At 45.8% G+C, this 26,414-nt stretch carries 20 protein-coding genes; 12 read left to right on the top strand and 8 right to left on the bottom strand.

Annotated features, from left to right (window positions below; all coding sequences use genetic code 11):
* Nucleotides 1-142 precede the first annotated feature (142 nt).
* Nucleotides 143-1,012, bottom strand: coding sequence for a nitrate ABC transporter permease (ntrB, locus tag PSE7367_RS11765; protein ID WP_015165564.1), 870 nt, complete (start codon nt 1,010-1,012; stop codon nt 143-145).
* A 287-nt stretch (nt 1,013-1,299) separates the two neighbouring features.
* The gene (locus tag PSE7367_RS11760; RefSeq protein WP_015165563.1) at nt 1,300-2,847 is read right to left on the bottom strand and encodes a ferredoxin--nitrite reductase; all 1,548 of its coding nucleotides are present in this window, start codon (nt 2,845-2,847) and stop codon (nt 1,300-1,302) included.
* 514 nt (nt 2,848-3,361) lie between these two features.
* Here PSE7367_RS11760 and PSE7367_RS11750 point away from each other — a divergent pair.
* From PSE7367_RS11750 to PSE7367_RS11720, 7 genes are all read left to right on the top strand, one after another.
* Nucleotides 3,362-4,633 carry a HEAT repeat domain-containing protein gene (locus tag PSE7367_RS11750; RefSeq protein WP_015165561.1) on the top strand — a complete coding sequence of 424 codons (1,272 nt, stop codon included), beginning with the start codon at nt 3,362-3,364 and terminating at the stop codon, nt 4,631-4,633.
* Between the two features lie 119 nt (nt 4,634-4,752).
* Nucleotides 4,753-5,775 (top strand): LysR family transcriptional regulator, encoded by a 1,023-nt coding sequence (locus PSE7367_RS11745; RefSeq protein ID WP_015165560.1) that lies wholly within the window; start codon nt 4,753-4,755, stop codon nt 5,773-5,775.
* 55 nt (nt 5,776-5,830) lie between these two features.
* The gene (locus tag PSE7367_RS11740) at nt 5,831-6,964 is read left to right on the top strand and encodes an anthranilate phosphoribosyltransferase family protein (protein ID WP_015165559.1); all 1,134 of its coding nucleotides are present in this window, start codon (nt 5,831-5,833) and stop codon (nt 6,962-6,964) included.
* Nucleotides 6,965-7,036: 72 nt separating this feature from the next.
* A complete protein-coding gene (locus PSE7367_RS11735) occupies nt 7,037-7,708 on the top strand; it encodes a molybdenum cofactor guanylyltransferase (protein WP_015165558.1) in 672 nt (223 codons plus the stop codon).
* 308 nt (nt 7,709-8,016) lie between these two features.
* On the top strand, nt 8,017-8,742 hold the full coding sequence (locus tag PSE7367_RS11730; RefSeq protein ID WP_198013412.1) for a TIGR04255 family protein: 726 nt from the start codon (nt 8,017-8,019) through the stop codon (nt 8,740-8,742).
* Nucleotides 8,739-9,080: a hypothetical protein gene (locus tag PSE7367_RS11725; RefSeq protein ID WP_015165556.1), complete on the top strand. Its 342-nt coding sequence runs from the start codon at nt 8,739-8,741 to the stop codon at nt 9,078-9,080. Before PSE7367_RS11730 ends, PSE7367_RS11725 begins: the two co-directional genes overlap by 4 nt.
* 4 nt (nt 9,081-9,084) lie before the next feature.
* Nucleotides 9,085-9,633: a hypothetical protein gene (locus PSE7367_RS11720; RefSeq protein ID WP_015165555.1), complete on the top strand. Its 549-nt coding sequence runs from the start codon at nt 9,085-9,087 to the stop codon at nt 9,631-9,633.
* Between the two features lie 81 nt (nt 9,634-9,714).
* On the opposite strand, the gene PSE7367_RS11715 is transcribed toward PSE7367_RS11720, so the two are convergent.
* From PSE7367_RS11715 to PSE7367_RS11705, 3 genes are all read right to left on the bottom strand, one after another.
* Nucleotides 9,715-11,676, bottom strand: a complete 1,962-nt coding sequence (locus tag PSE7367_RS11715; protein ID WP_015165554.1) for a S9 family peptidase — start codon at nt 11,674-11,676, stop codon at nt 9,715-9,717.
* A 1,008-nt stretch (nt 11,677-12,684) separates the two neighbouring features.
* Nucleotides 12,685-12,909 carry a DUF2811 domain-containing protein gene (locus tag PSE7367_RS11710; protein WP_015165553.1) on the bottom strand — a complete coding sequence of 75 codons (225 nt, stop codon included), beginning with the start codon at nt 12,907-12,909 and terminating at the stop codon, nt 12,685-12,687.
* A 712-nt stretch (nt 12,910-13,621) separates the two neighbouring features.
* On the bottom strand, nt 13,622-15,130 hold the full coding sequence (locus tag PSE7367_RS11705) for a NupC/NupG family nucleoside CNT transporter (RefSeq protein ID WP_015165552.1): 1,509 nt from the start codon (nt 15,128-15,130) through the stop codon (nt 13,622-13,624).
* Nucleotides 15,131-15,876: 746 nt separating this feature from the next.
* Between PSE7367_RS11705 and rpsT the strand changes: the two genes are divergently transcribed.
* Nucleotides 15,877-16,182 (top strand): 30S ribosomal protein S20, encoded by a 306-nt coding sequence (rpsT, locus tag PSE7367_RS11700; RefSeq protein ID WP_015165551.1) that lies wholly within the window; start codon nt 15,877-15,879, stop codon nt 16,180-16,182.
* A 202-nt stretch (nt 16,183-16,384) separates the two neighbouring features.
* Here rpsT and PSE7367_RS11695 read toward each other — a convergent pair whose 3' ends face one another.
* A complete protein-coding gene (locus tag PSE7367_RS11695) occupies nt 16,385-17,665 on the bottom strand; it encodes a dihydroorotase (RefSeq protein ID WP_015165550.1) in 1,281 nt (426 codons plus the stop codon).
* Nucleotides 17,666-18,102: 437 nt separating this feature from the next.
* On the opposite strand from PSE7367_RS11695, the gene PSE7367_RS22015 reads away from it, so the two are divergent.
* Nucleotides 18,103-19,235, top strand: a protein-coding gene (locus PSE7367_RS22015; protein ID WP_156800460.1) for an IS630 family transposase whose coding sequence is annotated in 2 segments (ribosomal slippage) — nt 18,103-18,532 and nt 18,532-19,235 — 1,134 coding nt in all. Because the reading frame shifts where the segments join, the coding sequence is not laid out codon by codon here.
* 158 nt (nt 19,236-19,393) lie between these two features.
* Here the strand turns inward: PSE7367_RS22015 and holA are convergent.
* Nucleotides 19,394-20,386 (bottom strand): DNA polymerase III subunit delta, encoded by a 993-nt coding sequence (gene holA, locus PSE7367_RS11680; RefSeq protein WP_015165549.1) that lies wholly within the window; start codon nt 20,384-20,386, stop codon nt 19,394-19,396.
* A gap of 45 nt (nt 20,387-20,431) precedes the next feature.
* On the opposite strand from holA, the gene PSE7367_RS11675 reads away from it, so the two are divergent.
* From PSE7367_RS11675 to PSE7367_RS22750, 3 genes are all read left to right on the top strand, one after another.
* Nucleotides 20,432-21,151 carry an undecaprenyl-phosphate galactose phosphotransferase family protein gene (locus tag PSE7367_RS11675; protein ID WP_015165548.1) on the top strand — a complete coding sequence of 240 codons (720 nt, stop codon included), beginning with the start codon at nt 20,432-20,434 and terminating at the stop codon, nt 21,149-21,151.
* Nucleotides 21,152-21,556: 405 nt separating this feature from the next.
* Nucleotides 21,557-22,366, top strand: a complete 810-nt coding sequence (locus tag PSE7367_RS11670) for a PhzF family phenazine biosynthesis protein (RefSeq protein WP_015165547.1) — start codon at nt 21,557-21,559, stop codon at nt 22,364-22,366.
* Nucleotides 22,367-22,557: 191 nt separating this feature from the next.
* A complete protein-coding gene (locus PSE7367_RS22750) occupies nt 22,558-24,834 on the top strand; it encodes a peroxidase family protein (RefSeq protein WP_051037959.1) in 2,277 nt (758 codons plus the stop codon).
* A 68-nt stretch (nt 24,835-24,902) separates the two neighbouring features.
* On the opposite strand, the gene PSE7367_RS11660 is transcribed toward PSE7367_RS22750, so the two are convergent.
* Nucleotides 24,903-26,390, bottom strand: coding sequence for an LCP family protein (locus tag PSE7367_RS11660; RefSeq protein ID WP_015165545.1), 1,488 nt, complete (start codon nt 26,388-26,390; stop codon nt 24,903-24,905).
* Between the last annotated feature and the right edge of the window lie 24 nt (nt 26,391-26,414).

The raw sequence follows: 26,414 nt of genomic DNA, 5'->3' as shown, positions 1-26,414 counted from the left end.
AAGTTAATCTCGGTCATAACAGAATATTCGCAATGTTCGCAATAACATAGATACCTCGATCGCTACTTAACTTTCCGATTACTAATCACTGATTCTTTAAAGATCAAAGATAAAAACTTAAGATCATCAAAGACATCAAAGACTAGGCTTTACCAACATTTGGCTTCCAACGACCGACCACAATTTTTTCGATTTGGGCGATCGCTTGGTCAAGGAACAAACCAACGATACCAATGATAATCAATGAGAAAATTACCAAACTGATTTCGCCAGTATTGTAAACATCCCAGACAAAGAAGCCAATACCAGTACCACCAGTGAGCATTTCCGCCGCTACAATTACCAGCCACGCTGTACCCAGACTCAAACGCATACCAGTAAAGATGTAGGGCAGAGTAGAAGGAATCATAATATCTTTAATAATCATCCATCGGCTCAAGTTCAGCACCCTAGCTACATTCCAATAGTCATTGGGAATACTCTGGGCACCAAGGGCTGTATTGATTAAAGTTGACCAGATCGACGTAACAACAATTACAAATACGGCTGCCGCATAGGGAATAAATGAACCTTCACCAAAGGCGGCAAAGATGGTTAAGCCAACTGGCAACCAGGCCAAAGGTGAGATCGGCTTACCCAATTGAATCAGCGGGCTGGCGATTTTGGCAGCAACTCTATTTGTACCGATCAAAAAACCAAGGGGAACAGCAATGATGGTGGAGATCGTAAACCCAACCGCAACTCGCCCCAAACTATAAAGGGTGAGGAAGAAGATTCCCTCATCGCCATTTTTAGTGGAGAAGAAGTTCTGCATGTAGGGAATGCTATCCTGGAAGGTTTGGATCGGATCGGGCAGCTTACTAATACTGTCCTGGGTCAACTTCGCTAATATGCTCCAGATAAACAATACGGCCGCAAAACCGATCAAAGGGAATGCAATATTAGCAACTAGTTTGCCGATCTTAAATGGTCGTTTGCGCTTAGCCGTTGTGGGGGTAACTGCACTTGTCATAGTTATCTACGCTATCTACTCGATCGCTACTGTTCTGTTCCATTTTGAATTTTAGAATTCATTTGTTGTTGCTAGCATTTAGTCAGGCTAGGACAACTCGATGCAGCTACATTAACTCTTGGCTAGATTCTGATCTAAATATTTCAAGGGTATCCACTCAACAGTCAAGCTTAAATTGAACTATACTTTGGGAAGCTTCGGGAAGCTTGAGCAATACTTGAGCCATAAAAAACAGGAACTAGCTTGTGTTGCTTACTTAGTAGCTTAATTCAGGTAGCTTAATCAGCTTAAACCACCTTATCCTGAGCATTAAAATGTTGCTTCATCAAGTCTTTTAAAACATCCTTGAGATCATCGCAGGCGATCCCTTTCATTGTTCGTTCACCCAAGACAGCGTCCTTACCAACCTTGCCACCCATATAAATATCAACCCCTTCGGTTATCTTGCCATCTTTGCGCACCTTCGTTCCCATTAGGCCAATATCCGCCACCTGTGGTTGGCCACAGGAATTGGGGCAACCAGTCCAGTGAATCCGGATTGGTTTGGCTAGTTCTAGTTCTTGGTCAAGCTCCTGGGCAATCGCCAGGGCACGTTGTTTCGTTTCCACCAAAGCAAAGTTACAGAATTGTGAGCCGGTGCAAGAAACCAGGGCTCTAGTTAGGGGGGTAGGGTCGATCGAGAACTGGTCTAATAGTGGCTCAGTTAGCAACGCCTCTAGGCGCGAATCAGGTACATCGGGAATAATTACATTCTGCTCAACCGTGAGCCGCATTTCGCCACTGCCATATACCTCAGCCAGCCGAGAAAGCTCAAACATATGATCGGCTTGGAGTCGTCCTACGGGGATATGCAAGCCAACGTAGTTAAGCCCCGGTTGCTTTTGGGCATGAATACCAATGTGGTCACGCTTTTCCCATTCGATTTCGTCTCTGGGAGCAGCGGCCACGAGCGAATGCCCCATATATTGTTCCACTTCGGCGCGAAACTTTTCAATTCCCCATTCATCAATCAACCACATTAGTCGTGATTTCTGGCGATTGGCACGTAAACCATAATCACGGTAGATCACCAGGATCGCCTCGCAGATTGCTACCACATCCCTGGGATCGGCCCAAACATTTAAAGGCACCGCTGCCGCACAACGCTTGGCGGAGAAAAAGCCACCGACCAAGACATTAAAGCCGATCGGCGCACCTTCAATCCCCTCTTTGAACGCAGGGATAAAGGCAATATCATTGATCTCAGCATGGATCGAATTATCCCGACAACCACCGATCGCAATATTGAACTTACGGGGCAAATTGGTAAAGGAAGGATTGCCCTTGCCACCATTGGTGATCATGTCTTGAACTTTGCGCACTAGGCCACGAGTATCAATCAACTCACTGGCTTCTAGCCCAGCCACCGGCGAACCAGTGATGTTACGCACATTGTCCATACCCGATTGCACCGAAGTAAGACCAACTTTATCAAGCCGCTTGAAAATATCAACAATGTCTTCAAGCCGAATCCCCCGCAGTTGAAGATTTTGGCGGGTGGTAATATCAGCACTGCCGTCATCGCCATACTGTTGCACCACTTCAGCCATAGTGCGCATTTGTCCACTGGTAATCACACCATTGGGAGTGCGCATCCGTAACATAAACTTACCGGGGGTAACCGGCCTGAAAAATAATCCCAACCACTTGAGGCGGTGGTTGCGATCGGTCTCGTCCATTGCTTCCCAGCCAATTTGGGTGATTTGCTCTAATTCTTGAATCAATTCAAGGCCATCTTTCTCGGCTTTGAACCTCTCAAATTTGTTCATCTTGGCAGAGGTGGCTGTATTGGTCATATTAATTGCTCCCTCAAGTTTCTCAGTCTTCTGTATATCTGAATTCAGGGCTGTCGATCGTTTAAGCTGGACATTTCAACCCTTAACTTGGTTAGCTCAGCCTCTAATCGAGTGGTCAAATCAAGATTGAGGCAATGATTATTAAGGACAAAGCAGGATATCAACATTTATGGCAATGATGTCAGATAACATTAAAATTAAGTTATTTTGCGCGAACATTAAAAAAAGTAGCTTTTTATACACCAATCAGGATTTGATGCGCTTTATGCATGATTTAAATCCGTTTTTGGCGCTAATAAATTGGCAAAGGTGTTTTCAAGCTGACGATCGAAGCTTAGAATTTGATCGCAAGTTACTAAGACTTAACTTTAGGTAAATCTAGTTGCAAGTTGAGCAAAGTGGCATAGTCAAAAATGATCAAGGATGGGAATTGGCAATTACCTGAGCATTTGGCTTGCCTGTAGCATTTATTTTATATTTATTGCCTTTTAGCTAAACTATTGTAGTAATAATTATGTTAGAGAGCGCCGCAAAGCTGATTGAGGCTGGGGAAAGGGCTGATCAAGAGGAGCATGTCAATACTATGCTCACAGCTTTGAGCAAGGGGGATTTCCAGCAACGCTGGGAGCTAGCCAAGCAAATCGTGAAGCTGGGGGAGTCAGTAGTTTTGCCTCTGGCTGCATTAATCGAGCAGACAGCCACGAGCGATCCCGATTTATGCTGGTTCGCGGCCAGAATTCTCAGTGAATTTGATCATCCAGTGGCAATCACTAGCCTGGTCAGTCTGCTCCATGTCAATGACGAGGATTTAAATGCGATCGCGGCTGATGCACTGGGCAAGCTGGGCACAAGTGCGATCGTGGCTTTAACCCAGCAGTTGCAAGACCCTAAAACTAGGCTGCTCACAGTTCAAGCATTTGCCTGTATTCAATCTGCCGAGGTGATCGCCCCGCTGCAAACCGTGGTTAATGATCCCCAGCCAATGGTTAGAGCTATGGCGATCAAAGCGCTGAGTAATTTCCCGGATCGATCGATCATACCGCTCCTGGTTGCGGCCATAACCGATCCAGCCAACATGGTCAGACGTGAGGCAGTGATCGGTATGGGTTTGGTTGCGGTCAGATGTAAGCAAAAAGTTGAATTTGGTCTGGTTGACTACTCCCTTGATCAATTTGCTAACTTACTTGCCCCCCTGCTATTTGATCTCAGCATTGATGTGGCCAAACAGGCGGCGATCGCTCTGGGTAGAGTTGGCAATGATCTGGCAGCACAAAAGTTGTTTCAATTGGTCCAAGCCCCACAAATACCAGAACTACTAAAAATCCAGGCGATCCGTTCGCTGGGGTGGATCAATTCAAGTCAGGCACTTGCTTACCTGGGAGAATTGATTAATTTAGACTCACTAGACTTATTAGACTCAAAACAACTATGCCATGAGGTGATCAGCAGTATTGGCCGCATCGATCGCCCAGAGTTGATTGCAGCTACCGCAGATATTCTAATCGCACAACTAAGGGCAAATCGTCCCAGCACCAGGCAGCCAGTAATCCAGCGCCAGATCGCCCTGAATCTGGGTCTGCTGGGCGATCAACGTGCCTTAGAACCTTTGATTGAATCCTTGGCCACAAGCGATCTTAGTACCCAACTGCACATAATTAGAGCGCTCAAACGGCTTAATCCCCAGCTTGCCCATCAGCGTCTCTTGGCTATTGTTGAAGTTCAAGATACAGCAACGGCACTCCAGGCTGGTGTAGCGATCGCCCTGCGTGAATGGCCACATAAGTAATTAAGTAATGTGGAATTTAGTTGTTTGAGCTGGCTGAATGTATCAAGCCTTACAAAGCCGTACCCCACGATCGGTTAGCTTCAAATAACTGACAAAAATGTAAATTAGGCAGCCAACTGATGAGAATTGAACAGTTGCAAGCCTTTTTGGCTGTGGCTGAAATGGGCGGATTTCAACAAGCAGCTAAGAAGTGTGGCGTAACGCAGTCGACCATAAGTCGTCAAATTCAGGGACTAGAGGCAAGTCTTGGTCTACCTCTATTACATCGCACTGCCCAGGCAAAGCTGACCATTGGTGGTGAGCGTTTATTGCCCTATGCCCGCAAGATTTGTAAGAGTTGGGATGTGGCGGCTGAGGAAATCTCGGAGTTACTTGATGGCAAACAACAGGAATTGTGCATCGCCGCGATTCATTCGGTTTGCACCCATTATTTGCCACCAGCATTGAAGCAGTTTTGCAAAAGCTATCCTGTGGTACAGTTGCGGGTTACTGCCCTGGGCAGCGATCGCGCCCTGAAGGTGCTCAAAGATGGCCTGCTAGATGTGGCGATCGTAATGCAAAATCGTTTCCTTACCAACAGTTCTGAAATGGTGATGCAACCATTATTCGAGGAGCCGATCGAGGTTCTTTTGGCCACAGACCACCCCCTTGCCCGCCATCGTCATAGTGTGACTTGGGCAGAATTAGCCAAATATCCCCATGTAGTTTTTAAAGATGGCTATGGAATGCAACGCCTGGTGCAGGATCAATTTGCCCAGCGTGGTCTAGATTTACGGATGGCTTTGGAATTAAATGCACCCGATGCCTTTCGCGGTGTGATCAGGCAAGGAGAGATGGTGGCAATCTTACCTCGCTCAGATTTACTCGAAGCCTATCAAGACCCAACTTTAGCAGTGCGGAAAATTGAAACCGATCCAACTACCAGTAATGGCCAGAAAACTACCCTTACCCGCAAAATCGTGATGGTGACCACCAGCGATCGCCTGCAAATTCCACCGATTAAGTTCTTCTTTGATTTAGTATGTAGTACCTTTACGGAGCTGCGAACCCTAGCCCACAAATCAGGGGAGCTTGCCAATGCTACTGTTAATTTAGATGATCTAGAGGCAAATACCAAAGATTTAGCATTGCTAGTCAACTAACTCAGTTATGTGGCAAGATAGTCGATCGCCGTCGTAACAAGTAAGCAAACTACATATGAGCAAGGAGTTTCGGGAGCTGCTGCGTAAGGTTGGCAGCGGAACCCACACCAGTAAGTCGTTGTCTCGCCAGGAAGCGGCGCAGGCAATGCGGATGATGCTGTTGCAAGAGGCAACTCCGGCTCAAATTGGCGCTTTTATGATCGCCCATCGGATCAGACGGCCAACCGGTCTCGAACTAGCTGGGATGTTGGATGCCTATGCTGAACTAGGCCCCCAACTAACACCATTAGAGCTAGTAGATCGAGATGCTAATGATGATCGCCCTGTGATTGTGTTGGGTTCGCCCTATGATGGCCGATCGCGCACTGCCCCAATCAGCCCATGTGTTGCTTTAATCTTGGCGGCGGCAGGTTGCGCCGTAATTATGCATGGTGGCGATCGGATGCCCACCAAGGAAGGTCTGCCTCTGGTTGATGTCTGGCAAATGTTGGGTACCAACTGGCACGATTTAACCCTGGATCATGTACAGGAACTCTTGACCGAAGTGGGAATTGGCTTTGTCTATTTGCCCAAGCATTTTCCCCTTGCTCAAAACTTAGTGCCTTACCGTGAACAGATTGGTAAACGCCCACCGATCGCTACGCTGGAGCTGATCTGGTCGCCCTATCAAGGAGATGCCCATATTTTTACTGGGTTTGTGCATCCACCCACCGAAAAGATGATCCGTACCGCGATGGCACTGCGGGGAGTGAAACGATTCACCACGCTCAAAGGCTTAGAAGGAAGCTGCGATCTCCCTTGCGATCGCACCGCCATAATTGGGATTGGCGAAAATACGTTTAGCCAGTTACCAAGTGATCCAGCAGATGAAGAATTGGAGCAACATCTAGAACAATCATTTAGCCGATTGAACATTTCACCAAGGGATTATGGTTTTACTTGCCATGATATTGCTCTGACACAATTGAACGATCACCCAGAATTGATGCTCGCAGCCTTGGCTGATAAATCTGCCCATTTTCAAGCAGTAATTGTTTGGAACGCAGGTTTTTATCTCTGGCGCTGTGGCGTTTGCCCCACCATTGAAGCGGCGATCGACAAAACAAAGACAATGCTGCAACAAGGTAAAATAATCGCTAAGCTAGAGCAATTGCAAGGGGCGATCAATTCGTTGCGAGTGGGTGTTTGAGAGAATGAATAAGAATCATATTCCACCTTGAGCGATCGTTGCAATCGAGTTTCATCACCGTGAACAAAAATTATGCCAAGCCATCAAGGTAGCTCTAATCTGGCGGTGCTGATTTTGGCTGGCGGCCAGAGCAAGCGGATGGGTACAGATAAGGCTTTACTTGTGTGGCAGGGACAACCGCTCTTGCAGCGGGTAGCGACTGTAGCAGCTACTTGCAGTGAGTTTATTTATATTCTTACGCCCCGAGCGCGGATTGAAACTTATCAACAAGCGATCGCTAACCCAAACCTTACTAACAATCCCCAACCGATCGAGCCAGTAGAACCATATCAATATCAATGGATAGCGGAATCACAATCGGGACAGGGCCCAGTTGTTGCCCTGGTGCAGGGAATGCAAGCAATCGCAAATCATAAGCCACAAATTGAATGGCTCTTAGTCCTAGCCTGCGATTTACCTCTGCTCAATTTTGAGATTCTGAAAGGTTGGATTAAGGATTTAGCAGCGATCGCGCCCTCTTACTTAGCATACGTTCCCAAGCTGGGCGATCGGTGGGAGCCTCTGTGTGGGTTCTATCGAGTTGGCGCGGAGGAATCCTTGAGCAGTTTTTTGGTGGCCGGAGGTAAGTCTTTTCAAAAATGGCTGGATCGGGTTGAGGTAGAGGCGATCGATCTGGATATTACTCACAACCAGGAAGCGATTGAAATGCTACACAACTGTAACAATCCTGAGGATCTCTGTTAGCAATTTTTCGAGTGTAGCTTATTAGCTAATCATTAATCATTCCTCGTCTACCGTTCATCATCAGGCAGCATAATCTTATACCTAGTGCATCTTCAAGAGACTTCTTTTGCATGAATGCCTCAAGATCCCAACAGTCAGGGCATTGCTTGCACAACATCTCGCTTGAAACAGCACTAGGCAATAATCAAAAAACATACAATCGAGGATTTACTTTTGCTTGCTAAAAAAGTTAGTCTATAACTAACTGAGCTATGTGTGACTTGCTAAAGATTAGCTTATCCTATGACCTAACAATTCGATATAGGTTTGTGGCATTCAACTATCAATATGTAGATTGTAAATCAAGAAAATTGCCTAGTCATATTGCCTGGAAAAGTCCTCCATTGCAGGAAGCATTGTTGGAAATACGTTTTGAGCCCGTAAATGATTACGCTATTTACGCTGGAGGAATGGCTTTGGGATTAAAAGAAGATTTCCCCATCTCGGAGAAGCTCGCCATGGCGGAATTTCCTGGTCTTCCTCCAGGAATCGTTATGCATAGATTTTTTAACGAAGAAAAAAGTTTACTCTTCCAAACAGGAAACGATATTCTAAGTGTTAATTCAACAAATTATAAAGGATTTAACTTATTTGTTGAAAGTATCAGGAATGTTTTGACAAATGCTAGGAAATTTGTATCTTCAAGCAAAATTAACAGACTTGGCCTCCGATACATTAATAATCTATCGAAATCTACTAATCCACTATCGACTCTAAATGTAAATTTGCCGTTTGAGCATATAGACATAAATCGCAGCAAAGAGATTCTTTTCAGGCAAGTATCCCAAGAAGACAATGAAATTATTCTTTCGGTTAATGTCTCTTCTTCTGAACCAACAAGAAAACTTATACTAGATATAGACGCATTTCACTTCCCAGATAATATAGATTGGGATATTGACTTGATTGTAGGTTGGATTGATACAGCACATGAAGCTATTTATGCAAACTTTGAAAAGTTAGTTTCCCCAGAAGAAAAGGAGATAAGGAAATGACTTATACTGCTACATCATTATTCACGAATGATGAATTACCTCTTATCCCAGAATATACCAAGCATTGGGCAGGTATTTTTATATCGGCAGCTTTAGCCACTTTTTCTGCTTCAACCATAGTTGAGACCCCCATCCCAAGGCTCCGTGATACTTCAGTTTCACAAAGTGATGGTACTGTAAAGCCATACCAAAACGGCATAGACTCACAGACAAGAGATGCTTTAACGGATTTTGCTTTGGAGCTTTGCAAGATCAGCTACTCAATGCCTGATGATGAGTTAGATAAGCTGCATGAAATGCTAATTTCTGAATCTGAGCCAGGCTTGCCATATTTCTAGAAAAATGCTCGACGATCCCACTGCTGAACTTTTTCTTCTGTTGAAGAATTATCCAATTGAAACATCAATAGAGCAATTTAAATCATCAAACTCCTTATCTATATTACGCAGCCCTCTGGAACAGTGGACTCAGGGGGATATTATTTCGGAAGTTCCATTTTTGATATTTGCAGGAGATGGCAAGCCAAGTATATTTAAAGCTCCTGGTATTACACTCACAAATACTTGTGATTTGGTAAGGCGAGATTATGTATCATTTTGCCCATGCATTTCAGCTTCTAAACTTGAGAGATCGCCTAATTATACTGACATACTAAAGCAAAAGGTTTTTGAGTTTTTCTATATTGGGAGATCTGATATAGGGGATGAATTAATTGTGTTTCTTAGTCAACCCATGAGTTTGAGAAGGGATAGGGTTATTAAAAGCATGGAAAACAGCGCTATTAAACGAGTTAATTCCTTAACCCAATTTGGTTGGTACTATTTTATTACAAAGTTTTCGATTAAGTACTTTCGTCCTGATGACCCAACAACAATGGAAAGTAGGGGCTAGATATCCTGAACCGCCCCCACTAGTTTCCAGCTCTTGAGATAGTAATTAGTTCACTACTGACACCTCATGGCTAAAAAATAGCTAGAGATTCTCGATCGCCACCGGCTCAATTTCCTCCGCCAACGGGAAGCCAAACACCTGGGAATAAAAATAAAGTTCTGCTTCCAGGGTACGTTTAATATTCGCTGCCTGCCGGAAGCCATGTTGTTCGCCCTCGTATAGCACATAGGCCACCGGGATGCCCTTTTGCTTAATTGCTGTCACCATCATTTCCGTTTGATTGGGCGGCGTAATTTTATCCTCAGCGCCTTGGAAGAAGATCACTGGACAGGCAAGCTGATCTACATGGTGAATTGGCGATCGCGCCTCATAGATTGCCTTTTGCTCTGGATATGCACCCACAATACTATCCAGGTAACGCGATTCAAACTTGTGGGTTTCCTTGGCCAAAATTTCCAGATCGCTCACACCATAGTAAACCGCCCCGGCCTTAAACACATCCCGGAACGTTAGCGCTGCCAGGGTAGTATAGCCACCTGAGCTACCACCCACGATCGCCATGCGCTCAGGATCAACCAGTTGGCGATCGGCTAAATACTTAGCGCCATTAATACAATCATCAATATCCACAATGCCCCACTTACCATTCAAGCGTTGCCGATATTTACGGCCATAGCCAGTGCTACCACCATAGTTAACATCCAACACCGCAAACCCACGGCTAGTCCAATATTGGATCTTGAGGCTGAGGGCATTTGAAGTAGCAGCAGTGGGGCCGCCATGACTGCGTACGATCAGCGGTGGTTTTTCGGTAGCGGGAGCCTGAAAATCTTTATTTACTGGAGCATAGAAGAAGGCAAAGGCAGTTTGATTATTTTCAGTGGGAAATTCAATTTCCTGCGGTATGGAAAGATAGCCATTATCGATCGCCACCTTGCTAGAGGTTTTGAGTTCTTGATCCTGGTTCGTGGTCAAGTTCAAATGCACGATCGCACTAAACTCAGTCGGCTGACCACCTATGAATGCGACATTCTCGCCGATCGCATGGAGTGAGCCCATACTGGTGTAATCAACCTGTAAATCCTGCATTACATTTTTGCTCAGATTAAAGGTCGCCAGATGCCAGCGTCCCTGTTGGGTATAGCTGCAAACTAATTTGGTGCTGGAGATAAAAGCATAGGTGGACATGCCAAATACCCACTGCGGCAGGCCAAACTCAGCGGTAGTCGGCCAGATTGCTTCGACTTGATTATTGCTGTAGCGATATAAATTCCACCAATCGTTACGATCGCTGACAAAAAATAACACACCATCGGGCGACCATTGGGGCTGAAAAATTGATTCAGTATTACTACCTGCAACTAACTGCGGATTGGCCAGGGTATGATCGGTCTGAAAATCTGCGATCGATAGTTGGGTGCCATCCCAGGGCATATTGGGGTGCTGCCAGCTCAACCAGGCTAGTTGGCTGCCATCCGGCTTGAGGGTGGGATTTGAATAAAAATCTGCGCCCTTAACCAGGATCTTAATATCACTGCCATCGTGGCAATTAATGCTAACGATCGTATTAACTGCTTCCCCATCGCCGCTGTGGTCTTCCCGCACACAAATTAACCGTTGCCGATCGCGGTCGAGGCACATATCGGCATAACGAAAATCACTGTTCTCTGGGGTGAGGGGTTGCGGCTCGCCAATGCGATCGCCAATTTCCTGCTTATAAATACGTTGATCGCTAAAGTTAACAAAATAAATCGTGCTATCTGCCACCAAATATGCTCCACCGCCATATTCATGTACTCTGGTGCGCACATTAAATGGGGCTGGGGTAATGTCAACTATTTGCTGATTGGCACTATCCCACTGCACAAGCACATTTCTGCCTGCTTCTGCTGGTCTTGCTTCTAGCCAATACACATTAACTGGCGATTTATGGCAACTCAGAGCCATCTGGCCAAAGCCATTGGTTTGGGAGACTAACAGATCAGCAGTGATTGGGGATTTCCAGCTTCCATAGGGGGCTTCCTGAGCAGATCTTGCAGACATTAAATAAGCCTCTGTCAACTTTTAATTATTTTTTAACTTTTGTAATCTTCTTTCAGGATAGCCGATCGTTGCGAGTATATGTGCTTAGTGATCAAGTTAATTGGACAAAATCTGCGTTTAGGTATAGAGGTGCTCAAGGCTGGGTAAAAAGTGCTTGCTTGGAACGGATTAGTTTTAGTGGAAGTATTGGTTCAGGGCATTAGATCCTTTGCCAAGGAGACAGATTCAGCAAGTCTTTTAAAGCTTAGAGAGATCGCAATATACCCATAACAGCACTTTTCATGGGCGGGTAAATTATGGATCATGATGGGAGGTAATGAATCATTGCTCTGGTAGTCCTGGGCAACCGAAAACTAATTGGGATGAGCAAAAAAATAACCAGGCTTGGAGCTGGTCATGTCGTTCTAATTTATTAGGCTAATTTATTGGGTTTTTAGCATTATTTTTAGTCAAAGATAAAAAAGATCCATAGGTCATTTTCATGCCTATGGCCAGAATCCTAAAATCATTACAGCTTGCAGAAACACTAAATTTGGTTGGGTAATATTTCCTAGAGCCCAAACAGATCTTGCACCCGATCGATCGGTATTGCTAATAATTCTTCGGTCGCCAAGTATCAACATTAAAACTCGAATTGCTACCCCGTTGGTAGGCATGGCGTATTAAATAACCAGAGTTCTTGCAAATGGCTAGTTTGGGGCAAAAGAATCTTGTTCATAGCCTTTCTTTTAGCACCTCTGCAAGAAGTCTAGTAATTTACTCACCTCAACCAAGGTTATTTAATTTAATCGAAATTTAATCGAATTAATCAAAAAGCACTTTCTACCATTACTTGGCTCTAAACTACCCCGTTACCTTGTTATATGTATCATCAGGGGAATTCCGAGTATGGCAAAAACATCTAAATTAAGTTAATGAAGAGGATTTTAAGTTCTGGAGGCAATTAAAAGTTGTGCATCCAGGGATCGCATTGGGATTTACCCCCACCCCGATCGATGCTATTTAAGTCTAGAAAGAATGTTGGAATAAGGTATTTAAATACACTTTGGCGGCACTGCGATAGCTCCGCGAGGTATCCGTTGAACTACAGCTACCGTTTTGCAACAGAAACAATGACAAGGCTGCCGCAAACACCCGATCTTGATCCCAATCGGGATGTGTTTCCAGATAGCTTCTTAATGTTTCGTGCAACTCTTCGGGAATCTCCGCAAGGATACTAACCGTTGAATTCATAGGTTGATGACCCCTCTAATCAATTAATCAGTGAGTTAATTTGTTGGGTTAATACAGTGGGCTTTTATTCTGTGCCTAAAAATTTGCCTTGTCAATCTGAATCCTGTCTCATGGCTGCCCCAAAACTAAAGCACTTGACATTAAAGAATCGGTATTTTGAGGCTATTTCCGTTACATAAGTTAAATAGAGTTGAGTATACCGGCGATCTCCCCAGCCAAAATAGTTGCGATCGACTTAACTCCCATACCATCAGAGATGGATCCAAAAATGAAAAGATTAGGGCTGTGGAAAACTAATGCTTGCCTGTGGAAAAAGTAGCCGCACCTGGGGAAATCGTTGTGGAAAAACTAGATTCTCATGAGACGCAAGTAAAAATTTATCACCTTGCCTTATTATGAAGAATTATTAAGAAGTCGATTGCTTTTTCCCTATAACGGTTGCCACTAAAACCGCACTTATGTCAAGGTTTGCCAGCTTTTATGTTGTTTTAATTTTATTTGAATCGTGTCGAGGTAAAGAGCTATCAGGCTGAAACTCTTCTGGATCTAAATAGTCCAATTGTTTCTCATATTGGGATTGTGCTATTTTCCGCTGTTATGCGCAAATTTACGCTGATTTGTGGAAAACTCAGCAGCATACACCTAAATCCTTAGAAAGAAAAGGCTAACTTGATCGAAATTTTTTGCTCCATATTTTTTCGATCGCACGCACCTAATTAGGCTCAGTATCTTCACCGATCGAATTGGTTGGCTCGGTTTGATTACTGGCATCAGGTGGAATCGCTGCTTCAGAGGTGTTTGCAGGAGCATCCGGTGCTGGTTCAACGATCGCTGCGGCCTCTTCGGCGGGAATACCAAGAATGCTGGGGTTGCCTGTATCCATAAACCCAGCGATGCTAGCGATCATCATGCAAGCCAGGGTGCCAATGAACATTGCTTTCCAGCCCAGTTCGGAAATTTCCTTGCGCCGCGATGGGATCAGGGCGATCGTGCCACCCACAAAAATGCCCACCGAAGCGACATGGGCAAATCCCGACAGCGCATAGCTGACAATTAACACGGTGCGATCGCTAATTTCACCAGCTTGAGCCGCCGCCGCCAGCGCCCCATAGGCGGGGATTGCGGTCTTAAATAAACGACTACCGACAATTACCGCCGCTTGCCAGGAATCGTCCCAGGAAACCCCAGTCATCAAGGTAAGTGGATAGAACAACACCCCGGTGATGTTATCGAGGGTGACATACTGAAACACAGCGCCCAAAACAGGGAGCATAGCTAAACCAGCAAACAAAGCATCGAGTAAATAAACCAGGCCCAGGATTAAAATCAAAACAGCAGCGATCGACACGCTCATTTTTACGCCATCCAATGCCCCCAGGATTGCGGCATCCAGTGGACTGGTGCGTTTCATCAATTCACCACCAACCGCCTCTAGCTTGTCATCGTTGTCGTCGTTTTGATCGGCATCTTTAAAATCCGCTTCTTTGGGTATGCCACCCATAGTTAAGGGCTTATCCACTTCCGGCACCATAATTTTCGACAATACAAAACAGGCTGGGATCGCAATGATCGAGGCAGAAACCAGGTGCCCCAGAATATTTGGGAAAACTGGACGCAAAAAACTCACATAGATCGCCAGCACCGAGGATGCCGCCGTACCAAAACAACAGGCCAGGATCGCGCATAGCTCGCTGCGGGTCATTTTGGCCAAAAAGGGCTTAACCACGATCGCCGCCTCGATTCCCACAAAAATATTTGCCGAGCCACTCAATGCCTCTGCACCGCTTAAACGCATGGTGCGATAGAAAATCTCGCCAAAAAAATTAACCACTGGTTTAATCAAGCCCAAATTATCGAGCAAGGCCATCAGGCCAGAGAAGAAAATCACCGTTGGCAAAGCTCGAAACGCAAAGATATAACCAAGCGCCACGTCCGGCGGATTATTGGGATCAGGGACGATCGCATTGCCAAACACAAACCGAGCGCCGCGATCGGCCGCCTCAAACACCACATTAAGTAAATTATTAAACCAGTCTAAAAACACCCTGGTGAGGGGAAACAAAAACACCGCCGCGCCCAGTACCAGTTGTAAACCAATTCCCCAAATAATTACCCGCCAGGGAATTACACGTCGATCTTCAGAAAACAACCAGGCCACAAAGCACATGCCAAACACGCCAAAGATAAGCGACACAAGGTTTAGATAGATTGGGTGATTCATGGTTAGTCGCAGTGTTGTTTTTGCAAGCGTGGCTTTGGAGCTAGTTAATTCAAACTAGGTTTGATTAGGCTTTCTATCACATGGATATAGCGATTAAATATTAAATAATACTTAGTAGTGATATTGGGGCTATTTGAACTCTTTACACTCGTCTCTATTTAGCAGGTTTAGGAGCAATCGTTCAGATTTTTGGTCAATCCTGTCAACTAAAGATCTCAAGATGCAGGATAGAGACCAACCGGGTTTTATGGTTAGAGATGAGGACTTTGAATAAAAAATCCCTGATTCAGTCTCGATTCTATGGCCAAATATCATTGCAGGACTCCCACTACCTAAAATACATAGACTTAAACTTAGACCGGTTTGGCAACATGGCTAAAAAATATTTAGGCCGATCGCGCCAAATTTATGCCAATTTAGGCTCAGCAATTCTAATGTAATGATAGAATGGTATGCGCTAAATTTTCTTAAGCGTCTGATAATCTAAATTTTTAGCTCAGGCCAGCATCGTATTTATTTAACTCGTTGAGTTTGATTTGTTGAGTCGATCGCGGTTAATTAAACGATCGCCTGGGTTTAGATCCTGACTAATTAAGCCAAGAATTAAGCTGATCCAAAATCAGGTTTAAGAGACTTAGATTAATTAGTTGCATCTCCACCACCCAATAATCAAGATCATCAACGCGATCGCAGTAAGTATTAAATAGTCAGTAATATTCAGTTAAGTAAGGCAATAGAGATAGACCGTGGCAAATTCAAGATCTGCACTCAAAAGAATTAAAACCGCTGAACGCAACCGGTTGCGCAATCGAGAATATCGATCGGCGGTAAGAACCCTGATGAAGAATTATTTTCTGGCAGTGGAGGCATACGAAGCTGAAAAAACGCCAGAAGCATTGGCCACTGTGCAAGAGCGGATGAACACTGCCTATAGCAAGATCGATCGCGCCGTGAAAAGAGGCGTGTTGCCTCGCAATACTGGCGCAAGACGTAAAGCCAGGTTGTCGAGGGCTTTGAAAAGAGTTGAAGCTCCTGCCACATCAGAAGCATAGAAGCTACTGAAAATTTAACTAGCAACCTGGCAACTGCTGTTCTGATTAGTCACCTTGCCAATCGCTTAGATAAATAGTAGATGAATAGCAAGTAAATAATATATATATTTATATACATATAACATGAGGGCTGAGGCGATCGGCTCCTCATTGTTTTTGGGCAGGGTTTTTGGGCAGGATTTATGAGGCTCAATTACAATTATCAGTTGAGTTGTAAAACCTTACCCTTAATCGATTGCCCCAGATAAGGCGTATTGTGCGATAAGCTCTTTAACTCGCGTGGTTCTACCAGCCAGTTTTGATTGGGGGCAAATAGATTAACTGGTTTTGGGATCGGCTGATTAATGCATTGGGCAGGCTTGCTGCTAAGGGCTTGCCATAGTTCTAGGGCACTGAGTTGTTCTTGGACTACCAGCTTTTGCCACAGAATCGGTAGCACCAATTCCAGACCGATCGCCCCGGCTGGAGCCGCCTCAAACGAAAGTTCTTTCTCTTCATAACCATAGGGGGTGTGGTCTACGGCGATCGCATCGATCACGCCCGTTTTCAGCCCTGCAATCAAACTCAAACGATCTTCCTCGGTTCCCAATGGTGGATCGAGGTGCAAATTAGGATCATAGCTGCCCAAATCCCGATCGCAAAAGCAAAGCTGCAACCATGAAACGCTAGCGGTAATATTTACGCCATCATTCTTAGCACGATTGATCAACTCTACGCCCCGTGCTGTAGAAATGCGCATCAAATGCACTCGCACCTTAAAGGCTCTAGCCTGTTCGATCGTTGCTGCCAGAGCAGTAGTTTCCGCCGTTGCAGGGCTACCACTCAGGCCATAGCGCATCGACCATTGCCCTTCCCGCATTACGCCATCGCCAGCAATATTTTGATCCCAGGCCCAGAGCATTACTGTTTTTTCAAGGGGTTGCAGGTAGGCGAGCAAATTTTTAATCAAGCCCAGATCGCTGATTGGCTTGGCATCGGTGAACCCAACTACCCGATCGCTCAGTTCAGCCAAATCAACCATTTGCTGTCCCAGGCAACCGTGGGTGATTGCGCCCCAGGCGCTAAAGGGCATGTTATTTTGGCGATTATTGTGGTGATGCAGGAATTCCAACGCCGCCAAATTATCCAGCGGTGGCTGGGTGTGGGGCAAAATGCAAACCTGACTAAATCCGCCGCTTTGGGCAGCAATTGCCAACGATTTGAGTGTTTCCCGTTGCTCAAAGCCAGGTTCACCACTGGTGCTATAGAGATCGACAAACCCATTTCCCAGTACCAGACCAGTATTTTCATAAATATCAGGTTGATCGTTGTCTGGGCGTGCAGCGATCGCTTTGGCGGCAGCGAGGTGGGGATGTTTTTGCCGATCGATGAAAATATCCTGCACCTGATCCAAGTTGGCGATCGGATCGATTACCCGCACCTGTTTGAGCAAGAGCGGTTTGGGGTTTGTAGCGATCGAATCTAGTATATTGCCACCCATCATTAAATAGAATTCATTATCTTAAGTACGGCTCAAAGTGAGCTGCTTGGTTTGGTTTAGTTCAGCACATGTTGGTACAGATAGGCAAAACTGCTGTACCAATAGCGAGGTGATAAATCTTGAACCGATCAAACCGATTGAACTGATTAAACTGATTGAACTGATTGAATAAGGCTCCATAGCGACTATACCGATAAATTGGCTTTGCTTCCACCGCTATATTTATAGCAATCGTTCAATCCTGGCAGCTTCAACCGCTCCCCCTGCTAGCTTGAGTGAGTTCGATCACTAACCCAGCACCTTACTTATGATTAATTATGGTGATTGAGCTTCAATACCTCTCTTGATCTAGTCAAATTATCTAGTGTTCTGTCAATCTTGGGTTTGTGAGTTAAGGGAAAGATGGATAAACTATACCTATGTTATCCGAGCAGTATATTATGCCTAAACGCTATATCGTCCGTTTGAGCAAGGAAGAGCGCGAAGAGCTGCAAAATCTTGTGTCTACTGGTAAGGCCGCCGCCTATAAAATCAAACATGCCAACATTCTGTTAAATATCGATATAAATGGCCAGAACTGGACAGATGCGGAAGCCGCCGCCACCTTTAGTTGCCATCGCAATACAGTAGCCAACCTGCGTCAACGATTGATTGAAGGAGGTTTAGAGTCGGCCTTGGCACGCAAACCTCGCCAAAGTGCGCCACGACCACACGTATGTGATGGAGAGTCGGAGGCAAAGCTAATAGCCTTACGTTGTAGCGAACCACCTGCTGGTCATGCTCGCTGGACATTGCGATTGCTTGCTGATAAAGCGGTGGAGTTAGAAATTGTACCAGCTATTTGTCACGAGACCGTGCGACAAGTGCTGAAAAAAACGAACTGAAACCACATCTACGTCAACAGTATGTGATTCCACCTGAGCAAAATGCCGATTTTGTTGCTCATATGGAAGATGTACTAGAGATTTATCACCAACCCTATGATTCTAAGCATCCGGTAATTTGCATGGATGAAAAACCGGTGCAATTGGTTAAACAAACACGCATTCCATTGCCGGCTAAATCAGGACAACCAGAGTTGGTAGATTATGAATATGAGCGCAATGGCACCGCTAATATTTTCTTGTTTACAGAACCTTTGGCCGGTTGGCGTAAAGCAGTTGTGAGTGAACGCAGAACCTCAGTTGATTGGGCGATCGAAATTCAACGCTTACTTGAACAAGACTACGCCGATTGCGAGACTGTCATTTTGGTATGTGACAATTTGAACATTCACAAACTTGCCTCGCTCTATCAGGCCTTTGCTCCGTCCACTGCGCGTCGGTTGGTCGAACGGCTAGAAATTCACCATACGCCCAAACATGGAAGTTGGCTAAATATTGCCGAAATCGAGCTGTCTGCACTAACCCGACAATGTCTGGATCGACGGATCCCAGATCGAGAAACTCTTGAACAAGAAACATCAGCTTGGTTCATTGAGCGTAATCATTTGCAGAAGTCGGTAGATTGGCAATTCACAACTGCAGATGCTCGTATTCGCCTTAAGCGACTTTACCCACAAATTGAAAGCTGACAATCCACTAGTCAAAGTTGGCGATCGCAACTAAATTGAGCTAATTTTTAGTTTCAACAAAGTAATCTGCACTGTTTAAAAGTCTTCAATTATTACAATTTCTGATTAAAACTATTAGTTTTTTCAATCGATTCGGTTAATTGGTTTAGTAAACAAACTCATCTAGCCTGACTACTTAATCGATCGTACAACTGCACAATTGCGGTTTGGAGCATGGCCGCTTCCTCTCTACCGCGCTTTAGGTCTGCTTCTAATTGCAACAGGATTGGCATTGCTTGTAAAAGTTGGCTTGCACTTACTGGTCGAATTTCTTGCTTTAAAAAGTAAATTCGCTTGGGGTTGCCAACCCCAGCCACCTCGGCAATTTTGCGATCATCACGCTCACCAGATTCAACCAAAAGCCTGACCCACAGCCAGGTGCGGAACTGTCCGGTTAGGGTGGCACAAATCTTTAAACTGGCCTCATTATTCCCCATTAATTCAGCAAGCAGGCTCAAGGAGCGGTCTAGGTCACCTGCCAGAATTGCCTTAGCCAGTTGTAAACTATTATGAGCAGTTGCATTTACAAGACTGGCGATTGCATCAGTATCCACTTGCCCTTGGCGATCGCCCTGCCATAATTTCAATTTTTCCAGCTCCATATGCAAGCGGCGCGAATTGTTGCCCACTGTATCGGCTAGAAGTTCAACTCCGGCCTCAGTTAGCTCGAGTTGATGATTTTGGGCAGTTTTTTTGATGAATGTGACGATCGCGTCAGTTTTCCAGGGCGGAATTGGTGAAAATTCCTTAACAATGGCACTTTTTTGCAATAGTTTAGTAGACTTAAGCCGACCATCTGGTTTACTACTGGTCGTAAGCAAAAGATGAGAATTGGGCGGTAAATTAGCCAGGGTGCGATCGAGCTCAGAACGCACAGTATCACTACACTTTTGTGTAATTGTGGTGCTTGCTAGCCAAGTTAGGCGATCGCCTGATCCAAAAGGAGGAGTTGCAGAATAGTTTAATCCGTCTATAATCTGCTCGTCAGCCATGGCCACGATTTTGACAAAATTAAAATCAAGCCACATTGGATCGAGCAGTGCATGATGTAATTCTTGCACCGCCTGAGCTATTTGAAACTCATCCTCGCCCCAGTATAAATAGGTTGGCATTGTATGATTGTATGCATTACATGTGGTGTGAATGCGAGAGGTTAAATGATAACAAGAAGCCGTTATGGTAATAGCAGGGTGATCGCGGCTGCTTCAAGCCGTCCCCAGCCCAAACCCCGTCGAAGAATTAGAAGCAGAGCAAGCGCATATAGTGCCTATGGCAAACGTGCTTTCGATGTTTTGTTCTCCCTCAGTGTCTTGATTCTATTTTCGCCTGTTTATTTGCTGATTGGCTTTTTAATTACCATTACATCAGCAGGGCCTATTCTTTATGTGCAAAAACGAGTAGGCAGGAATGGTAGACCCTTTGGCTGTATTAAGTTCCGCACAATGGTAAATGGTGCCGAGCATATTCTTGATCAGATGCTGAAGGACGATTCTATTACCAGAGCTGAATTTGAAGATAGCTTTAAGCTTAAGCATGATCCGCGCGTTACCAGGATTGGCAAGTGGCTGAGAACTACTAGCCTGGATGAATTTCCCCAGTTTTGGAATGTGCTCATGGGCGATATGAGCGTAGTTGGCCCTAGGCCATTGGTAAAGGAAGAGTTGCCTAAATATGGCAGTGCGATCGACCGGGTTTTATCAATCAAGCCAGGTATTACTGGACTTTGGCAGGTCTCTGGCCGCAATGACATCCCCTACGATCGCCGGATCCAGATCGACTTGTTCTATGTCAAAGCCCATAATTTCCTGATGGACTTGTTTATTATGTTCAAAACCGTTGGTGTGGTTATCTTCCCCAACGGCAATGGCGCTTATTAAGCTTATTAAATTAATAGGTTTAATCGGTTTAGTAAGTCACAAGTTCATTCAATTAGCTCACCATCCTGGCCTAACTAGGTAGACTCTATTTCGTCTTATTTTGTCTGAGCTTGGCCATTAAAGCACAGGTTTATGCGCCATATATCTGAACCATCTGACCGAGCTGGATTCAGAGCAAATAGCTGCATCAAAATCAGAGACAGTTAGGTTGGCTATAACTGAATAGATAAGTATAGATAAGTAATGCATAACTATTGTAGCAAGGTGTTTTAGAACACCTTATAGTTGCTTTGGACATGTTTCAGTGCAAATAGTTCCCAACGCGGCTTCATCGGTGCTATGCCTTTGCTGTAGTAGCTTAATTAGACCTTTTGCATGAATGCTCATCAATTATTTTTTTAAGTCATGCAACTGCAAATATTTACGATCGATGCCTTTAGCGATCGCCCCTTTGGGGGAAATCCCGCTGCCACTGTGATGGTAGCAAAATTCCCGCCTGATGGGCTGATGCAGCGGATCGCCGCGGAGATGAATCTATCGGAAACAGCTTTCGCTTGCCAACTGGATGCCAACAAGTTTCATTTACGCTGGTTTACGCCCACCCAGGAAATGCCCCTTTGTGGTCATGCCACGTTGGCGATGGCACATTATCTGCGCGAAATTGGGGCTGTTGCGATCGATCAACCCTTAACTTTTAAAACCCTCAGTGGCGATCTGATCATAAATTTTATGGGCAAGACGATCGAGATGGATTTCCCCGCTCAAGGGTTGCAACCAATTGCTGATGTGGCTGAGCAGGCATTAGAGGCGATCTTTGCCGATCTCGATTATGAATGTATTGGCTTTGGTGGCGATAATTACACTGTGGTTTTGGATGCTGAAGCTTTGGTTAAAGACTTCCAGCCGGATTTTGAAGCGATCGCTAAGCTAGACACGGGCAGATTGATTATTACTGCTGCTGCTGCCGATCGCCCCTATGATTTTGTTTCTCGCTTCTTTGCGCCCGGAGTGGGCATAAACGAAGATCCGGTCACCGGTTCAGCGCATTGTATTTTGACTCCCTATTGGGCAAAGCGATTGGGAAAATCAGAACTAAAAGCAAGGCAATTATCTGCTCGCTCTGGCGATCTAATTGTCACCCACCGGGGCGATCGGGTCAAAATTGCTGGTAATGCCATAACTGTGCTGCGTGGCCAGATTGACTTGCCTGATTAATTTTATTTAGTCACCCCAGCATTCACCAGGCAAAAGTCAAGCCTGTTGCGATCGTCAAGTTCATGTCCCACAAGCGGTTTGCAAAATATCAACCCTTGTAAAGTTCTAATAGTTTTATATTTGCAAGCTAATCAAACTCCGTTAAGCTAGATGCGCAAATAAGGGCAGAGCTAACCTAGGGGTTCATGGTAATGGAAGACAATTTAATCACCCGTAATCCATTTGCGGAAGACAACTTTGAAACTCGCAGATTTGATGGGACTGGCAATAACCTCACCGATATTTTTCGCACCGTGGGTGCAGTGGGCACGCGTTTTCGGCGGATTGCCCCAGTCGAGTATGAAAATGGGATCAACTCCCCCGCTGGCATTGCTCCACCAGGTGGCAGCCGCAGACCCTTACCAGATGGGACTATTCCTGGCGATCGCCCCAGTGCCAGGTTAATTAGCAATGTGCTCGCCGATCAAGCTGGTCAATCAATTACTAACGATCGGTTGATGAGTGACATGATCTGGGGGGTGGGACAGTTTTTAAACCATGATACTGACTTAGCCCTATCAGACAACGAAGCGATCGCCAATGGTCTGATTGCCCAGGGCATCCCCCAGGACTTTCCGATTCCAATCCCAGCAGACGACCCAGTGTTTGGCCCCAATGGCACTAATCCAATGCCCGGTGGTGTGCTGCGCTTTGAACGTGACGTTTTTGCGCCAGAAACAGGCACGATCATTAATGGCGTACCAGGCGAGGCGATCAATACGGTTACAGCCTGGCTCGATCTTTCCACCGTTTATGGCTCTGAACCACTTCTGGCCAGAAATCTCAGCCAACTAAGCGATGGCATGTTGCGTACCTTTGCCACTGACAGTGGTGCTCTGTTGCCACCGGATTTTGACGGGGTGACCAGTGGCGGTGCATTTATGGGCGTGGGCTTTATGGCTGGAGATTCACGCGTCAATGAAAATAGCAGTCTGGTGGCTCAACATACCCTGTGGGTGCGAAATCACAATCGCCTGGCGGGATTATTAGCGGCAACACACCCAGACTGGGATAATGCCAAACTTTTTGAGCGATCGCGGCAGATCAATATTGCCCAATGGCAAAATATCGTGCTCTATGAATGGCTGCCAGCCCTGATTGGTAATAGTTTCGTGCCGGAATATGGCGGCTATGATCCTAACCTCGATCCTCAGACTACTAACACCTTTGCCGTGGCGGCATTGCGGATCGGCCATACCTTGGTGAGTCCCCAAATTCTACGCCTCGATCAAAACTTTGAACCGTTGCCAGAGGGTGAAATTGCGTTTATTGAAAACTTTGGCGCACCGGATATTATTACGGGCGAAAATGTTGACCAGGTTTTGCGCGGTCTGGCCAGTGGCATCGCTCAGGAAGTTGCTCTTAATGTGATTGATGATCTGCGCAATGGCTTGCCCGTTTCTGGACCAGTTGGTTTTGATCTGCTGGCCGCAAATATTCAACGTGGCCGCGATCGGGGTTTGGCAGACTATAACGAACTGCGTCGCAATTTAAGCATCGTTGTGCCTGAATTGGGCATTCGGCCAGTGAGCAGCTTTGCTGAGATTACATCTGACCCTGATTTGCAACGGAGCCTAGAGGAGCTTTATGGCAGTGTCGATGACATTGATATGTGGGTGGGGCTAATGGCCGAAGATCACCTGCCCGGAGCTAGCGTTGGTCTTACTGAACAAGCGGTTCTGGGGTTTCAATATATGGCTATGCGCGGTGGCGATCGCTTCTGGTTTGAAAACCCGATCGAAACCGGTGGCTCTTTTACCGCTGCCGAAATTGCCGAGATTCGCAATCTACGCCTGTCCGACATTATTGAATTAAATACCAACACCACTGGCCTGCGTCAGAATGTGTTTTTTACGATCGATACTCAGTTCCAATCTGGCAATGATACGGATGAGTTTTTCACTGGGATTGAGGGCAACGACTTCCTGCGTGGTCTGGGTGGTAATGATACGCTTCAGGGCAATCAAGGCGATGATGTGCTGTCGGGCAATCGCGGTTTTGATCTCTTAATTGGTGATGCGGGTAATGATAGCCTGTTTGGTGGTGCGAATCATGATTTTCTAGTTGGTGGCGTTGGCAGCGATTTGCTTAGCGGCGATCGGGGCAACGATACAATCAGCGCTGTTAATTTTGATGGTAGTAACATACCAGAATTTGATTTCCTGATTGGTGGTGCAGGCAGTGATCTATTTATCCTGGGCGATCGTGGCAATAGTAATATTATCGTTCTTGCTAATTCTGCAACGATCGGCGATTTCACCGCAGGAGAAGATCTAATTCAATTAGTCAATGGTACTGGCGCTTACCAGATTGAAGCGATCGCTGATGGTGGGATCGGCATTTTTAGTAATGGCGCTCTGATCGCGGCGCTACCGAACTTAACCCTTGCGGATGTTGGAGCCGTTACAGCAGCCCTGTTATTGGTTTAGGAAGTAAAGCTAAAGTATTAAAAAAAGTATTAAAAAAATCAGCCCTAACCTAAGCCTTAATTCATCTTTTAAGAGCGATAGCCCACCGGATTGAAATCCGATTCGATCGTACCTTCGCTATGGTCAAAATCATCTGATTCTAATTCCAACTCATCTTGGGAAGCCGACAAAGACTTGCGCCGTAGTTCCAGCCAATCGCGGCCAATGCGCACCGTCACATCCGATTCCAGGCTACCGGTAGACTCCACCACCACTTCACCAATCCCCAGATCACGGCGGACTTGCTCTGCCATTGTGGTATCACCCTGCTGTGCCACAATCTGGGTCTTCTCGAGGGGTTGATGCCAATCATATTCCGCCCGGAATACGCGATCGTAGCCCGATTCATAGAGCAAATCTGTCGCTAAATCAGTGGCATCTGGTTCAGCAATACTATCCTGGATCGCAACGCGAATATACTGAGGCGTAGTAGCCTCGATCGAACCGTAGGACTCGGCATATTGCAACGGCAGATCAAAATGCTCCGACACCAGGCGCGGCAAGCTATATTCATCCACAATCCAATAGCTCAGCGGGAATTCCTCTGGCGCACTAAAACGCCCAGGCACCATTAACATCTTGGCACTTTCAAGATCGGTTTGGGCTCCAAAGGCAGCTAATGCCAATAGCTCCTGCATCGACAAGTTAGTGTCTATATTTCTTTTCAACACCTTGACGATTTCGGGAATACGGCTGACGGTTTCAAGATTTAACTTTTGCTCGAAGATCGCCCGCAGTAGGGTCTGCTGCCGTTGAATCCGGCCAATGTCGCCCAAATCATCATGGCGAAAGCGCATATATTGCACTGCTTTATCACCATCTAGATGCTGCATCCCCTCATTTAAATTGATATAGAGATGCTGGCTATCATCCTGGTACTTCATCCGCTTGGGTACATATACCTCTACGCCGCCCAGAGCATCGATCAACTGGCTAAAGCCACCCACATTAACGCGAATGTAGCGATCGATCGTCACATCACCCAGCATGTCACTGACCGTTTGCGCCGCCAACGCCGCACCACCAACATAGTTGGCCGCATTAATTTTGCTATAGCCCACTTCTTCAATATAAACACGGCTATCCCTGGGAATCGATAGCGCCGTAATTTTATTCGTCGCAGGGTCAAACCGCACCAGCAACATTGCATCGCTGTGGCCATCGAGGGTGGAATTAACCTGGGCCAGATATTCACCAGGGTTTTGGTCGGTGGCACCGGGCAGATCGGAAGTGAGCACGATCGTACCCATCACCAGAATATTCACCGGTCGGGTCAGCTTGGGCACGCCCAGGGCACTGGCGGTAAGATTCTCATCCCCAAAAATTGCTTTCTCTTCTGCACTCAGGGCACTCTGTTGCAGTGGTTTGCTGGTCATGAAGATAGCAAACGCAGCGCCCATGCTCGCAGACATAAACGATAACCCGGCGACTACCAGAGGCCACCGACGTTTCTTGTTATTCTGATTTTGCTTGGTGCGTCGCTGAGCTAGATGGACGTTTTCACGATCGATTGACACAGGTACGGCTTTCTCCTCACTTCC

Origin of the sequence: Pseudanabaena sp. PCC 7367 (genome assembly GCF_000317065.1) — a bacterium.
Lineage (GTDB): Bacteria > Cyanobacteriota > Cyanobacteriia > Pseudanabaenales > Pseudanabaenaceae > Thalassoporum > Thalassoporum mexicanum.
Note: the sequence above shows the minus strand (reverse complement) of the source record. Positions and strands in the feature narration are given on the sequence as shown.